Consider the following 14,927-nt stretch of genomic DNA (forward strand, 5'->3'; position numbering starts at 1 on the left):
ACCCCGTGAACCGCATCGCATGACCAGCGACTACCCGAAGCGTCCCGATCGTGGTTGGCGCAAGCCCCGCGTCCTCGCGGGCCTGCCAAGTTCTCCTCTCGCTCTGGTGCTCATCGGCATCGCGATAGCGGCCGGCATCGGAAACTACCTGGCCGGCGAGGCCAGCCGCAGCGAAGCGGCGCGCCAGCACGCGATCCTCAGCGAGAGCGAACGCCTGCTGTCGAACATGGTCGAGCTCGAGACCGGCATGCGCGGCTTCGTGCTGTTCGGTGAGGCCCCCTACCTCGAGCCTTATCAGGCCGCCCAGAACACCATCGACGGGCAGCTCGACACCATCGAAGCCCTGACGAAGCAGACCGATGCCCAGGCGCCCGAGCACATGCGCAACCTGCGCCGATTCGTGGAGGCGAAGCGGAGCTACGCCGCCCACGTCATCGACCTGCGCCGGACCCAGGGCTACGACGCGGCCGTCTCGCTTGCGCGCATGGGCGAGGGCAAGCGCACCATGGACGGGGTGCGGGCGGCCGCCAAAGGTGTTCAAAACCACGCCAACGCCGTCCTTGCCACCAGCGAGGAGCGGGACCGGGTGCTCTCGCTCGTGCTGCTGCTGGTGTCGATCGCCGCGGCCCTGGGTGCGGTTGGCTTGCTCGGGCGCCTTGCCCTGGTGCGCCGTCGCGACGAGCAGCGCACGGCCGCTCTCCTCGACGGCGTCTTTGCCAACGCACCCGTCGGCCTCGGCTTCCTCGACCGTGACCTGACGATCCAGCACATGAACCGGGCGCTCGCCACCATGAACGAGCGCGGCTTCGGCGCCGATCTCGGTGCGCCCATCTGGGCGAACGTGCCGACGCTGCAGGAGCAGCTCATTCCGAAGCTCAAGGCCGCCCGCGACGAGGGCCTGGTGACCACCAACGTCGACGTGGCGGTGCCGACCCCGAGCGCACCACGCGGGGTGCGTCACTTCCAGATGAGCTTCTATCCCCTGCGCGGACGGACTGGCTCGGCGCGCGCCGGCGGCGTCCAAGCCGACGGCGTCGGCCTCGTGGTCTCCGACGAGACCCTTCGCAAGCTCTCCGAGGAGCGCATGCGCCACAGCGAGGAGCGCTTCCGCTCCCTCACCGAAGCCACCACCGCCATTGTCTGGACGACCAACCCCGAGGGCGGCTTCGAGGTTACCCCCTCCGAATGGACCCGCTTCACAGGTCAGACGCCCCAGGAGGCCTCTGGAGCCGGCTGGTTGGGCTCGATTCATCCCGACGACCGCGAACGCACCAACGCGGCCTGGCTCCAGGCCCTGGAAACCCTCTCGCCCTACGAGATCGAGCACCGCGTCCGCCGCCAGGATGGGGTGTGGCGGATCATGTCGGCCCGCGCCGTCCCGATCCTGGAAGAGAACGGCAGCATCCGCGAATGGGTCGGCACCCATTCCGACGTCACCGCTCGCAAGGAAGCGGAACTCGCTCTGGAGGCCGCCAAGGAGGCGGCTGAGGAAGCCAACCGCGCCAAGAGCCAGTTCCTGGCCAACATGAGCCACGAGTTGCGGACCCCGCTCTCGGCGGTGATCGGCTATTCCGAGATGCTGCAGGAAGAGATCGAGGATCTCGGCGAGGAGGGGCTCCTCGCCGACATGCGCAAGATCGAGGCGAACGCCCGCCACCTGCTGGGCCTCATCAACGATGTCCTCGACCTCTCGAAGATCGAGGCCGAGCGCATGGAGATCTATGCCGAGGCCTTCCCGGTGGCCGAGACTGTGCGCGACGTCGCCGCCACCGTGGAATCGCTGGTCGACAAGAAGGGCAACAGCCTCGCCCTCGAGATTGCGGACCACCTCGGCGAGGCGCAGACCGACCAGACCAAACTGCGCCAGTGCCTCATCAATCTCCTGAGCAATGCGGCGAAGTTCACGGAAGCCGGGCGCATCACCCTGGCGGTCAACCGCACGGCACGCGAGGGGGCCGACTGGCTCGTCTTCCGCGTGACGGACACCGGTATCGGCATGAATCCGGAGCAGCAGGCCAAGCTGTTCCAGCGCTTCACCCAAGCCGACGCCTCGACCACCCGCCGGTTCGGCGGCACCGGCCTCGGCCTCGCCATCACCCGCGCCTTCGCCGAGATGCTGGGTGGCCGCATCGAGGTGGAGAGCGAGGAGGGCGCTGGAACGACCTTCACCCTGGCGGTGCCCGCGACCTACGTGCCTCCGAACCCGGTCGAGGCGACTCATCACGACCATGATGCCCTGCACCGGACCGGGGAGGCACGACCGATCGCAGGCGACCATGTCCTGATCATCGACGACGACTCGGCAACGCGCGACCTCCTCGCGCGCTTCCTGGAACGCGACGGCTTCGCCGTGGCCACGGCGCGTGACGGGCGCGAGGGTCTCGAGCGGGCGCGCGAGCTCAAGCCCCGGGTCATTCTCCTCGATGTCACCATGCCGCGTATGGATGGCTGGTCGGTGCTGCGCACCTTGCGGGCCGACCCGGATCTTGGAGCGACGCCGATCATCATGGTGACGGTTCTCGACGAGCAGAACCTCGCCTTCTCGCTGGGCGCCACCGACTACCTGCAGAAGCCGATCGAGTGGGGCCAGCTCAAGTCGGCCATGGAGCGATTCAAGCCCTCAGAACACAAGGGCCCAGTGCTGATCATCGACGACGATCCGGATGCCCGCGAGCGACTGTCCGCGATGCTGACGCGCGAGGGTTGGCGTGTAGCCTCCGCCGAGAACGGCGTGGCCGGCCTGGAGGCGACGGCCGCCAAGAAGCCCTGCCTCATCCTCCTCGACCTGATGATGCCGGAGATGGACGGTTTCGGCTTCCTGAGAGCCCTGCGCGAGCGAGCCGAGTGGCGTGATATCCCTGTCGTCGTCCTCACCGCCAAGGACATCACGGCCGATGACCGCAGGCGGCTCGCGGGGCGTGCCGATCGGGTCCTGCAGAAGGGCGGACTGAGCCTCACGGATCTGGCAAAATCCCTGCGGCCGCTGGTGGCCCCCGGGGTCTGACGGCGCCGGGCCGGCAGGCGCGCCGCGCGCTTGCCGGCCCCTGCAGGGCAGCCTATAGCCCTGGACCCAGCATGACAGCCGCGCCTCCCAGTTTCCCCCACCGGCACCTGCTCGGGATCGAGGGGCTCTCCCGACCCGACATCGAAATCCTGCTTGATCGAGCGGAGGATGCCGTCGCGCTCTCGCGTCAGGTCGAGAAGAAGCGCACAACCCTGCGCGGTCGCACCCAGATCAACCTGTTCTTCGAGCCCTCGACGCGGACGCAGAGCTCCTTCGAGCTCGCCGGTAAGCGCCTCGGAGCCGATGTGATGAACATGTCGGTCGCCTCGTCCTCGGTGAAGAAGGGCGAGACCCTCATCGACACCGCTGCCACCCTCAACGCCATGCGCCCCGACATCATCGTGGTGCGCCACCACGCGGCAGGCGCCGTGCACCTCCTGGCCCGCAAGGTCGACTGCGCCGTGGTCAATGCCGGCGATGGCGCCCACGAGCACCCCACGCAGGCGCTCCTCGACGCGCTGACCATCCGGCGCAACAAGGGCCGGATCGAAGGCCTGCGGGTCGCGATCTGCGGCGACGTCCTGCACAGCCGCGTGGCCCGTTCGAACCTCATCCTGCTCCAGGCTCTCGGTGCCCGGGTCCGGGTGATCGGCCCCTCGACCCTGCTGCCCACCGGCATCGAGCGCTTCGGGGTCGAGGTCTTCACCGACATGCGCAAGGGTCTGGAGGGCTGCGACATCGTCATGATGCTGCGCCTGCAGCGTGAGCGCATGAACGGCTCCTTCGTGCCCTCCGTGAAGGAGTACTTCCGCTATTTCGGGCTCGATGCCGACAAGCTGCGGCTGGCGGCCTCCGACGCCCTGGTGATGCATCCGGGTCCGATGAACCGCGGCGTCGAGATCTCCTCGGAGATCGCCGACGGGGCGCAGTCGCTGATCCGCGAGCAGGTCGAGATGGGCGTGGCCGTGCGCATGGCGGTGCTGGAAGCCCTGGCGACGCATCTGCCGAACGCGTGAGACGACTGCAGCGTCTGGCCGCCTACAGGCTGAGTAGCGCCCCCTCCGCTCCCAGCACTTCTTCAGAGAAGACCACCCGCGCGCCATCGAGGCGGGCTTGGCCGCCCGCGACGAGGGCCAAGGCCTGCGGATAAAGCCGGTGCTCCTGCACCAGGATGCGGGCGGCGAGGGCGGCGGCATCGTCGCCGGGCCGGACGGGCACGGCACCCTGCGCGATGATCGGGCCGGCATCGAGTTCGGGCACGACGTAGTGCACGGTGCAGCCATGCAGCCGCACCCCGGCGGCGAGCGCCTGTTCGTGGGTGTGCACACCCTTGAACAGCGGCAGCAGGGAGGGATGGATGTTGATCATCCGCCCGGCCCAGGTCTCGACGAACCCGGCGGTGAAGATCCGCATGAAGCCGGCGAGACACACGAGGTTGATGCCGGCCGCCTCCAATTCGGCGTGCAGCGCGGCATCGAAAGCCTCTCGGCTCGGGTAGGCCTTGTGATCGACGGCACGAGTCGGAATTCCACGCTCGGACGCGTAGGTCAGGCCAGGCGCTTCGGGGCGATTGGATGCCACCAGCACGATCTCGGCGGGGTAATCCGGCGCCTCGGCCGCAGCGATCAGCGACGCCATGTTCGAGCCGCGCCCCGAGATGAGAATCGCGACGCGGGCCTTGCGGCCAACCGAAGACGACGATGTTGGTAGGGCCGCCATCAGAAGGCGAGCCGGCCTTCGAAGGTCACGGGCTCGGTCCCGCGCGGGGTGATGCGGCCGAGGCGGACCGGGGATGCGCCCCCGAGGTCGAGGGCCTTCGACACCGCGCTCACGCTCTCGGGCGCCACCACCACGACCATGCCGATGCCGCAGTTGAAGGTGCGCAGCATCTCGGATTCGGCGACCGCGCCGACGTCCGACAGCCAGCCGAAGACCGGTGGCGGGATGATCGCGTCGAGGTCGATGCGGATGCCGACGCCGTTGGGCAGCACCCGAGGCAGGTTGTCAGGGAAACCGCCGCCGGTGATGTGGGCGAGCGCCTTGATCCCATCGGTGGTACGCAGGGCTGCCAGCAACGGCTTGACGTAGATCTGGGTCGGCTCCAGCAGGGCTTCGCCGAGGGTCCGGGCAGGCTCGAAGGGCGCAGGATCGTCGTAGGACAGGCTGCTCTTCTCGACGATGCGGCGCACCAGCGAGAAGCCGTTGGAGTGGACCCCCGAGGACGGCAGGCCAAGGACGACGTCGCCGGGCACGATGTTGCCGCGTGGCAGCAGGGTCCCACGCTCGGCCGCCCCGACGCTGAAACCGGCCAGATCGTAGTCGGATCCGTCGTAGAGGCCCGGCATCTCGGCAGTCTCGCCACCGATGAGCGCACAGCCGGCGAGCCGACACCCGGCCGCGATGCCTCGCACGATGTCAGCGCCCACGCCTGGCACCAGCTTGGCGGTGGCGAAATAGTCGAGGAAGAACAACGGCTCGGCGCCCTGCACGATGATGTCGTTGACGCACATGGCCACGAGATCGATGCCGATGGTGTCGTGCCGGTTCGTCTCGATGGCGATCTTGACCTTGGTGCCGACGCCGTCATTGGCCGCCACCAGGATCGGATCCTTAAAACCCGCGGCCTTCAGATCGAACAGGCCGCCGAACCCGCCGATCTCGGCATCGGCCCCCGGTCGGCGGGTGGCGCGCACCAGCGGCTTGATCGTCTCGACCATGGCGTTGCCGGCATCGATGTCGACGCCCGCTTCCGCGTAGGTCATTCCGTGTCTGGGCTCGCCGGTCATCCGCGCCGCTCTCCGAAGGTCCGTGTTCCGCGACCTCTAACCGCTCCCGCGCGCCTTCGCGAGTCCGTCCTTGCAGGTCGCCCCTCGTGGGTTAGCGGGTATTCGCAGCGAGGTCCCCGGCCTGGGCTCCGCCAGCGGGGCGCGCGAAACGTCGGCATGCGCCTCGCAGCCTTGACCGCGGTCCCTCGCGTTCCCACTGTTGATCCGTGAACGGCGACGTCGCGCACACGACGATTGGGGCGGGGAACGGCCGATGCGCGGCAGGGCGATGATCGGGCTGATGGCCCTCGTGGGCTTCGCCCTCCTGCTCTATCTGCTTGCCGACGTCATGCTGCCCTTCGTGGCGGGCCTCGCGCTGGCCTATCTCCTCGACCCGATCGCGGACCGGCTCGAGCGCCTCGGGCTCGGGCGGCTCTCGGCCTCGCTCCTGATTCTCGCGGTCTTCGTGGTTGGGCTCGTGGTGGTCTTGCTGCTCGTGGTGCCGCTCGCCGCCAACCAGGTCTCCGCCCTCGTGGCGACCCTGCCCGGCATGGTCTCGCGACTGCAGGGGATCCTCGCCGAGCGGGCGGGCCCGCTGCTGCAGCGGGTGGGTGGCGCCGACGTGCTCACCGACCTGCAGTCGCAGGTCGGCACCCTGGTGGGGCAGGGCGGCACCTGGTTCCTGACTTTCCTGAAGTCCTTGTGGTCGGGCAGCCAGGCGCTGATCTCCATTGCGTCGCTCCTCGTCGTCACGCCCGTGGTGGCATTCTACCTTCTCGTCGATTGGGACCGGATGATCGGGACCCTCGATGGCTGGGTACCGCCCCGGCATCGGCCGGTCGTACGGCGCCTCGGGCGTGAGATCGACGGGGCAGTGACGGGGTTCGTCCGCGGGCAGACCCTGGTCTGCCTCATTCTCGGCACCTTCTACGCCGTCGGATTGTTCCTCGTCGGATTGAATTTCGGTGTCCTCATCGGCCTCATCGCGGGCTTCCTCACCTTCATCCCCTATGTTGGGACGCTGACCGGCTTCCTGCTCTCGGTCGGCGTTGCCCTTGCCCAGTTCTGGCCGGGTTCCGACTGGCTGCATATCGGCCTCACCATCGGGGTGTTCGTGGTCGGACAATTCCTCGAAGGCAACATCATCTCACCCAAGCTCGTGGGCGAATCGGTCGGCCTTCACCCGGTCTGGCTCATGTTTGCGCTCCTCGCCTTCGGCTCGCTGTTCGGCTTCCTCGGGCTGTTGCTGGCCGTTCCAGTGGCGGCGTCCATCGGCGTGCTGGTCCGCTTCGTCCTGGAGCGCTACCTCCGAAGTCCGCTCTACTACGCGGACGCACCCGCGCTCCTGTCAAAGCCCGAACCCTGAATGGCAATCCGCGACACCGTTCCCCCGAAGCAGCTGGCCTTCGACCTGCCGGCCGACCCGCGCTATGGCCGCGAGGACTTCCTCGTGGGACCGGCCAACGAGGCCGCCTACACGCTGATCGAGGCGTGGCCGAATTGGCCCGACACGGTGTGCCTGCTCACCGGACCACCGGGCAGCGGCAAGAGTCACCTCGCCTCGATCTGGGCGACTCGTTCCCATGCCTGGACGGCCCGGGCTTCCGAGATTACCGCAGCAACGGTGCCGCACTTCCTCTCCAACGGCGCCCTGGTGATCGAGGACATCGACCGGATCGGCGCAGACGGGGGCACTCCCCGCGACGAGGCGGCCCTGTTCCACCTCCTCAACCTCGCACGCGAGCGCGCCTGCCCAGTCCTCGTCACCTCCGCCACCTCAGTGGATGGGCTTGGCCTGACGACGGCGGACCTGCGTTCCCGCCTGCGCCTCGCCCCCGGCGCCACCATCCTGCCCCCGGACGACGCCCTGTTGCGCGCGGTCCTCGTCAAGCTGTTCGTCGACCGACAACTCGTGGTGGATCTCGCGATCGTTGAGGCTCTGGCGCTTCGAATCGACCGCTCCCTCGGGCGCGCCCGAGAGGTGGTCACCGCCCTGGACCGGGATGCCTTGAGCCGGGGCCGACGTATCACCAAACCCCTGGCACTGGCGGTGCTGGAGCGCCTCGGTTTCGGCGCCGGGGAACCGGAAGACGAGGACGAGGCGGATCCCGCGGATCATGCCCCGCGCTGAGGACGGCATGCCGATACGACGGACGATCGTGCCAAAGATCGTCATGCAACCGTCACAAACGCCGGCCGGCCCCGTGCTACGACGCCGACCCTCGAAGACCTGTAGGAGACGAACTCTTGGCGGACATGGACTCGGACGCGACGGCAGCGGATGCCGGACCCCCGCGTGCCACCGAGGGCCGTACGCGGGCCGCCCGGCCCGCCGCCCGGCGAGTCGGGCAGCCCGCAGCGGTGGCCTCGAAACCCCAGCCGGGGAAGACGGTGCGGGATGTGTTTCCGGATGCCAGGGAACCCGTCTCCGATGCCCTGCCTGATGCCGATCTCGACCTGCCGCCCCCGGGAGAGCTGCCGCCTCCGCCCGCCGAGGCCCCCCTCGGCGCGGAGGCGCGCGATTCCGTGCGGGAGGCGGGGCTCGCCCTGCGCCACTCCCCTGAGCGCTTCGTCAACCGCGAGCTGTCCTGGCTTCAGTTCAACCGTCGGGTGCTGGAGGAGGCCTCGAACGCCAACCACCCTCTCCTGGAGCAGGTCCGTTTCCTGTCGATCTCGGCGAACAACCTCGACGAATTCTTCATGGTGCGCGTCGCTGGCCTGCACGATCAGGTCCGTGCCGGTCTCGTTCTACCCTCGCAGGACGGCCTGACCCCGGCCGAACAGCTGACGCGCGTAGGGACCGAGGTCTCGCGGCTCGCCCTCGATCAGCAGGCGCGCTGGCGCGAATTGCGCGGTGAACTCCTCGGCGTCGGCATCGAACTCATGGAGCCCGCCGGCCTGACCCAGGATCACAAGGCGTGGCTGGAAGACTACTTCCTCAACCATGTCTTCCCGGTCCTGACGCCGCTCGCCATCGATCCGGCGCACCCGTTTCCGTTCATTCCGAATCTCGGCTCGACCATCGCGCTGATGCTGGTGCGCCCCCGAGACGGTCGCACCCTGCGCGCGCTGATCCGCCTGCCGGCGGTGCTCGACCGCTTCGTGCGCCTGCCGGATGCCGAGAACGATTCGACCGCCCGCTTCATCGCCATCGAGCAGGTCATCGTGCTGTTCACCGGGCGGCTCTTCCCGGGATACGCCTTGCGCGGACAGGGCGCGTTTCGCGTCATCCGCGACTCGGATCTCGAAATCGAGGAGGAGGCCGAGGACCTCGTCCTGCATTTCGAGACGGCCCTCAAGCAGCGCCGCCGCGGCGTCGTCATCCGGCTGGAGGTCGAGGCCGGGATGCCCGAGGACCTGCGTGCCTTCGTGGCCGACGAACTCGAGATCGGCAGCGACGCGGTGATCTTCGTGGAGGGGATGCTGGCCCTGAACGAGCTGTCGCAAATCGTGGGCATCGACCGGCCGGACCTGAAATTCAAGTCCTACAACCCCCGCTTCCCCGAGCGCATCCGCGAGAGCGGCGGCGATGTCTTTGCGGCGATCCGACAAAAGGACTTCATCGTCCACCACCCCTACGAATCCTTCGACGCGGTGGTACAGTTCCTCGCTCAGGCTGCCCGCGACCCCAACGTGGTGGCGATCAAGCAAACGCTTTATCGCACCTCCTCGAACTCCCCGATTGTCGCGGCGCTGGCGGAAGCCGCCGAGCTCGGCAAGTCAGTGACGGCGCTGGTCGAGCTGAAGGCCCGCTTCGACGAGGAAGCCAACATCCGCTGGGCGCGCAACCTGGAGAAGGCCGGCGCGCAGGTGGTGTTCGGCTTCATCGAGCTGAAGACCCATGCCAAGCTGTCCATGGTGGTCCGACGCGAGGGCGACCGCCTCGTCACCTACTGCCACGTGGGCACCGGCAACTATCACCCGATCACCGCGCGCATTTACACCGACCTCTCCTTCTTTACGGCCGATCCCGCCGTGGCGCGGGATGTCAGCCGGATCTTCAACTTTATCACCGGCTACGCGGAGCCCGCCGAGCTGGAGCGGATGTCGGTCTCGCCGCTGACTCTGAAACCGCGCCTCTTGGAGAACATCGAGGCGGAGGTGGCTCACGCCAAGGCCGGACGGCCGGCCGCGATCTGGATCAAGTGCAACTCGCTGGTCGACCAGCAGATCATCGACGCGCTCTACGACGCCTCCCAGGCCGGCGTGCAGATCGACTGCGTGGTCCGCGGCATCTGCTGCCTCCGACCCGGAATCCCGGGGCTGTCGGAGACGATCCGCGTCAAGTCGATCGTCGGGCGCTTCCTTGAGCACGGGCGCATCTACTGCTTCGGCAACGGCGTTGGGCTGCCCCACCCCAAGGCTGTCGTCTACATCTCGTCAGCCGACCTGATGAGCCGGAATCTCGATCGCCGGGTCGAGGCGCTCCTGCCGATCACCAATCCAACGGTGCATCAGCAGGTGCTGGATCAGATCATGCTGGCCAATCTCCTCGACAACCGCCAAAGCTGGCGTGTACTGGCGTCGGGTGCCAGCGAACGGATCCAACCTGCCGAAGGGGAGGAGCCCTTCAATGCGCACAAGTATTTCATGACGAATCCAAGCCTCTCCGGGCGCGGCAAGTCGTCGAAGAAGTCGAGCCCGCGCGCCCTGAGCCGACGCGCGCAGCGTGGCTGACGGACCGTCCAGAGGAGCCCGCATGGGCCTCGACCCAGCCCGCCCCGCGCCCATCCAGGGCCTCCCCTTGTCTGGGGCCGGGGACCACATCGAGCCGGTGGCGATCATCGACATCGGTTCGAACTCGGTGCGGCTCGTCGCCTATGACGGCCTGACCCGGGCGCCCACCCCGCTCTATAACGAGAAGGTGCTGTGCGGCCTCGGTCGCAACGTGCTGTCCACGGGCCGCCTGAACGAGGAGGCGGTGCGCCGGGCGCTCGTAGCGCTCGCGCGTTTCCGCGTGCTTTGCGAGACCATGCGCGTGTCGCGCACCTTCGTGCTGGCCACCGCTGCCGCACGCGACGCCGAGAACGGCCAGGAATTTCTGGCTGCGGCGGAAGCCGCCTGCGGACAGCGCATCGAACTGCTCTCCGGCCGGCGCGAGGCCGAACTCTCGGCGCTGGGCGTCATCTCGGGCTTCCACGCACCCGACGGCGTCGTGGGCGACCTCGGCGGGGGGTCCCTGGAACTGGTGGATGTACGTGGGGCCACGGTCGGGATGGGCGTGACGATGCCGCTCGGCGGCCTCGCCCTCCAGGATCTCTCGGGCGGCTCGGTCAAGAAGGCCCTCAAGATCGTCCGCGAGAACCTGAAGAAGGCTGCGCCGCAGCTGGAGACCCTGCGCGGGCGCAGCTTTTACGCGGTGGGCGGCACCTGGCGAGCCCTGGCGCGGCTGCATCAGTCGGCCCGGGGCTATCCGCTTCACGTCATGCACGGTTACAGCGTCGAGCCCTCGGACGAGTTGAACTTCCTCGAGGTGGTGGAGCGCACCGACGCGGCCCTGCTGCAGGATGTCGAGAGCGTGTCCGAGGCGCGCCGTCCGCTCCTCGCCTACGGCGCGGTGGTGCTGGAGGAAATCATCCGGATCGGACGCCCGCGCGAGCTTGCGATCTCGGCCAGCGGCGTGCGCGAGGGCCTGCTCTACGAGCAACTCGACCGTCATGCTCGCCTTGCCGACCCGCTGCTGGCGGCGGCGGCCGAATTGAACACTCTGCGTGCTCGCTCGCCGGGCCATGCAGAGGATCTCATCACCTGGAGCGACCGCTTCATCGCCAGCCTCGATCAGCCCGAGACCGCCGACGAACGTCGCCTGCGCCACGCGGCCTGCCTCCTGTCCGATATCGGCTGGCGGGCGCACCCGGATTACCGCGGCGAGCAGAGCGTCAACGTCATCACGCATGCAGCCTTCGTCGGGATCGATCATCCGGGCCGGGCCTATCTGGCGCTGGCCATCTACTTCCGCCACGAGGGAATCGCCCCCGAAAAGGCGAGCCCGATGCTGCGCAACCTCGCGGGCCCCCGCCTGTTCGAGCGCGCCCGTCTCCTCGGCGCTCTGCTGCGCCTCGCCTTTCCGCTCTCGGCCGGCATGGCGGGCGCCCTCGGACGGATTCCCGTCACCATTGAGGGGGGTCGAGTGACACTGAGCCTTCCGGCGGACCTGGGCTCACTCCCCGGCGATCGGATCCTCAACCGGGTGCGCGGGCTCGGTCGCCTGTTCGGACTCGAAGGCCGGATCGTCGAGGCGGATTGAACCAAAACGCAAGCGGAACCGTTTTCCGCGTCCGGCAAGGAGATTTACGGACATGAAGTCACTCTGTGCAGCAGCGGTTCTGGGGCTGACGGTCCTCGGCTCGATAAGCCCTGTTCTGGCCCAGCCCTACCGTGGATACGAGGACGGCTATCGCGGCCGCGACGAGGGATATCGGGGCCGGGACGACGGCTATCGCGATCGCGACGGCGATTTCCGGGATCGCGGCCGCGGTTATGGCCGGCGGGACTACGGCTTCGATGAGGGCGAGTACCTGCGCTGCAATCCCGATGTCCGGCGAGCCGTCAATCGCGGCCAAATGGAATCCGGCGCCGCGCATTATCGCGTGTTCGGTCGCCGTGAAGGTCGTCGTCTGAGCTGCTGACGTGCGCGACCGAGGTCGGCAACTCGGGGCGACCTCTCCGAGACGCCGGTCCGGGTGTCGAGTCCAGGCTTGGGATTAGGTCGCCTAAAGAGCATCAATGCGGGGCCGCAGCGATAGTCGTGGTGCCGCTTCGCACGATGTGTCCGGCTGGGTCTTCCCTGGCGAAGGCGAGCAGCCGCAGGCGTTCACGGATCGCGCGTCGAGGATTCTCGGTTTCGAAACGCGGCGCTCGCGACTCGGACCTGCCCCCGGGCGGATCGGAGCGGCCCCTCAAGCAGGAAGGGCTCGGCAGCGCCGATGCGTTTCAAGGATCATTTTTCGACCCAGGCGGCCGGGTATGCGGCGCACCGGCCGATCTACCCGGGGGCCCTGGTCGATGCGCTCGCGGATGCCGCGCCGGCGCGCGCTTTGGCCCTTGATTGCGCCTGCGGCACCGGACAACTCTCGGTCCTGCTCGCCGATCGGTTCGAGCACGTCGTCGCCACCGACGCGAGTGCCGCGCAGATTGCCCATGCGAGGCCTCATGCCCGGGTCGTATACAGCGTAGCGCCTGCCGAGCAGAGCAATCTGCCGGCGGCGAGCGTCGACCTCGTCACGGTTGCCCAGGCAGCCCACTGGCTCGAACTCCCTGCCCTCTACGCTGACGTCCGGCGGGTCGCGCGTTCCGGGGCAATCCTGGCACTCATCACCTACGGGGTGCTGCACATCGATGATGCGGCCATCGATGCCGTGATGCAGCGCTTCTACGGAGAAACCCTGGGACCCTACTGGCCGCCCGAGCGCCGCCATGTGGAGGATGGGTATCGCACGCTCCTGTTCCCCTTCCCGGCCGTCGCGATGCCGGAACTTGCCATCACGCAGTCCTGGGGACTCTCCGACCTGATTGGCTACACGGAGACTTGGTCGGCGGCCCGGGCGCTGGAGACCGCGCTGGGCCGGGCGCCGATCCTGGCCTTCCAGGAGACCCTGGCCGCGACCTGGGGCGCCCCCGACGCGCGGAGGACCATCCGTTGGCCCTTATCGCTGCGCGCCGGCCGCGTCTGACCTGGGTGCCAACCGCGGATCAGGTCACGCGCACTGGGAAGATCGATTTCTTCACGATGGCGTGGACGCCCCAATTACCATCCACCACCTGGGTGATGCCGAAATCCACCGCGACGGACATGAGGGAGATCGCTTCGTCCTCGGTCAGTCCGTGTCCGTGCATCAGGAACTGACGCATCTTGCGGAATGCATCCCGCATGGCGAGGTCGATGGAAGATCTGGCGAAAATCGCGTTCTGTGCGTCGGGCCCGAGATCGGCCAGATAGTTCGGGCAGCTGAAGCCTGAGAGCACCCAATCGTCGGCCGTCTCGATCATCGGGAAATCGAGGGTCTCGAGAGCCGTACCGGGAAGATCCGCCTTCTTGTGCAAGATGAACTGGAAGGTGCCGGTGAGCGAGCACTCGATGGCGGTGCCGCAGAGTTCGGAATCGCCCTGGCTCGCATGGGGGTCGCCCACCGAGAAAAGGGCACCCGGCACCGCGACAGGATAGTAGAGGGTCGCGCCCTTGCCGATGCGCCAGTTGTCGATGTTGCCACCGGTGTAGCTCGGCGGAATCGAGTTCACCATCTCGGCTTCCTTGGGTGCCAAGCCCATCGTGCCGAAATGCGGTCGGATCGGCACGCGGAAGCCCTTGAGCACATCGAAGTTGCGCTTCGTGCGGGTGTGATCCACCGGCAGGCCTGGATAATCGATGGTCGGGTGGTCGACACCGGACGGGTCCGTCACGCCCGGCCAGCGAAAGCTGTAGACCGCCTGTGCCCAGTCGCGCGCGCCGGTGGCATCGACCTCGTAGATCGTCACGACCTCGCGGGGCCGATCTCCGGTGATCATGTCCTTGTAGTGATAACCCCAGTTCGCGGCGGCATTGCTGCCGAAGGTGCGGCCCTTGAAGGCGGGGTTGGCCGAGGGGCGGGGCATCACGTCCAGGATGCGGACCTCGAGGACATCGCCGGGCTCGGCTCCGCGGATCGCCACCGGGCCGGTACAGATATGCACGCCGAGGCCGCCCCCGGGTCCGAATTTGGTGTCCTCCGGCCCGGCCCCGCGTCGAGCGACGCCCTTCTTCTCCCTGGTCCACAGAAAGACGCTCTCCGCGCCGGGATCGCCGGTCACCATGCGCTCGGCATCGTCGTTGGCGTGGTGCGTCAGGGTCTCGATGGTGACGTAGTCGCCGGGATCAATCTCGACCTGCGGTTTCAGGCTGCGGCTGAAATAGCCCCAATGCACAGTCTCGGCCGTGGCCGGCAGGTGGTAATGCGCCGTCCGCTTCGGACCATGCTGTGCGCTCGTCTGGGCCAGGGCCGCACCGGGCAACGTGAGGCCACCGGCCATCAGAGCCGCAGCACCACCCGAGGCAACGAACCCGCTCTTCAGGAAGGCGCGCCGCTCCGGTTCGAGGTCGCCGAGCAGGCGCCGCCGATGCTCCGTAAAGTGGCTACAACCCGGATCGTCACCTTGGCACATCGCGATCTCCCGCCTAACCC

General features: G+C 67.9%; 11 protein-coding genes. 8 read left to right on the plus strand and 3 right to left on the minus strand.

What is annotated here, in order from left to right; genetic code table 11:
- Positions 1–19 precede the first annotated feature (19 nt).
- Both CRT23_RS18865 and CRT23_RS18870 read left to right on the plus strand, forming a co-directional pair.
- On the plus strand, positions 20–3,004 hold the full coding sequence (locus CRT23_RS18865) for a response regulator (protein ID WP_103711060.1): 2,985 nt from the start codon (positions 20–22) through the stop codon (positions 3,002–3,004).
- A 71-nt stretch (positions 3,005–3,075) separates the two neighbouring features.
- Positions 3,076–4,020, plus strand: coding sequence for an aspartate carbamoyltransferase catalytic subunit (locus CRT23_RS18870; protein ID WP_055951076.1), 945 nt, complete (start codon positions 3,076–3,078; stop codon positions 4,018–4,020).
- 22 nt (positions 4,021–4,042) lie between these two features.
- Here CRT23_RS18870 and purN read toward each other — a convergent pair whose 3' ends face one another.
- Both purN and purM read right to left on the minus strand, forming a co-directional pair.
- A complete protein-coding gene (gene purN / locus CRT23_RS18875; protein ID WP_103711062.1) occupies positions 4,043–4,723 on the minus strand; it encodes a phosphoribosylglycinamide formyltransferase in 681 nt (226 codons plus the stop codon).
- The gene (gene purM / locus CRT23_RS18880) at positions 4,723–5,790 is read right to left on the minus strand and encodes a phosphoribosylformylglycinamidine cyclo-ligase (RefSeq protein WP_103711064.1); all 1,068 of its coding nucleotides are present in this window, start codon (positions 5,788–5,790) and stop codon (positions 4,723–4,725) included. Before purM ends, purN begins: the two co-directional genes overlap by 1 nt.
- A gap of 253 nt (positions 5,791–6,043) precedes the next feature.
- On the opposite strand from purM, the gene CRT23_RS18885 reads away from it, so the two are divergent.
- The 6 genes from CRT23_RS18885 (at position 6,044) to CRT23_RS18910 (ending at position 13,442) form a co-directional block, all read left to right on the plus strand.
- A complete protein-coding gene (locus CRT23_RS18885) occupies positions 6,044–7,135 on the plus strand; it encodes an AI-2E family transporter (RefSeq protein ID WP_055951071.1) in 1,092 nt (363 codons plus the stop codon).
- A gap of 6 nt (positions 7,136–7,141) precedes the next feature.
- Positions 7,142–7,900, plus strand: a complete 759-nt coding sequence (locus CRT23_RS18890) for a hypothetical protein (RefSeq protein WP_103711122.1) — start codon at positions 7,142–7,144, stop codon at positions 7,898–7,900.
- Positions 7,901–8,025: 125 nt separating this feature from the next.
- Entirely contained in the window at positions 8,026–10,446 is a 2,421-nt protein-coding gene (locus CRT23_RS18895) for an RNA degradosome polyphosphate kinase (RefSeq protein ID WP_103711066.1), read from the plus strand.
- 22 nt (positions 10,447–10,468) lie between these two features.
- Positions 10,469–12,016: an exopolyphosphatase gene (gene ppx, locus CRT23_RS18900; RefSeq protein ID WP_103711068.1), complete on the plus strand. Its 1,548-nt coding sequence runs from the start codon at positions 10,469–10,471 to the stop codon at positions 12,014–12,016.
- A 52-nt stretch (positions 12,017–12,068) separates the two neighbouring features.
- Positions 12,069–12,398 carry a hypothetical protein gene (locus tag CRT23_RS18905; RefSeq protein ID WP_055951067.1) on the plus strand — a complete coding sequence of 110 codons (330 nt, stop codon included), beginning with the start codon at positions 12,069–12,071 and terminating at the stop codon, positions 12,396–12,398.
- 297 nt (positions 12,399–12,695) lie between these two features.
- Entirely contained in the window at positions 12,696–13,442 is a 747-nt protein-coding gene (locus CRT23_RS18910; RefSeq protein WP_103711070.1) for a class I SAM-dependent methyltransferase, read from the plus strand.
- Positions 13,443–13,461: 19 nt separating this feature from the next.
- Here the strand turns inward: CRT23_RS18910 and CRT23_RS18915 are convergent, their stop codons facing one another.
- Complete coding sequence (locus CRT23_RS18915) at positions 13,462–14,907, minus strand: acetamidase/formamidase family protein (protein ID WP_103711072.1); 1,446 nt, start codon at positions 14,905–14,907, stop codon at positions 13,462–13,464.
- Between the last annotated feature and the right edge of the window lie 20 nt (positions 14,908–14,927).

The organism is Methylobacterium sp. V23 (assembly GCF_002917135.1).
Classification (GTDB): Bacteria; Pseudomonadota; Alphaproteobacteria; order Rhizobiales; family Beijerinckiaceae; genus Methylobacterium.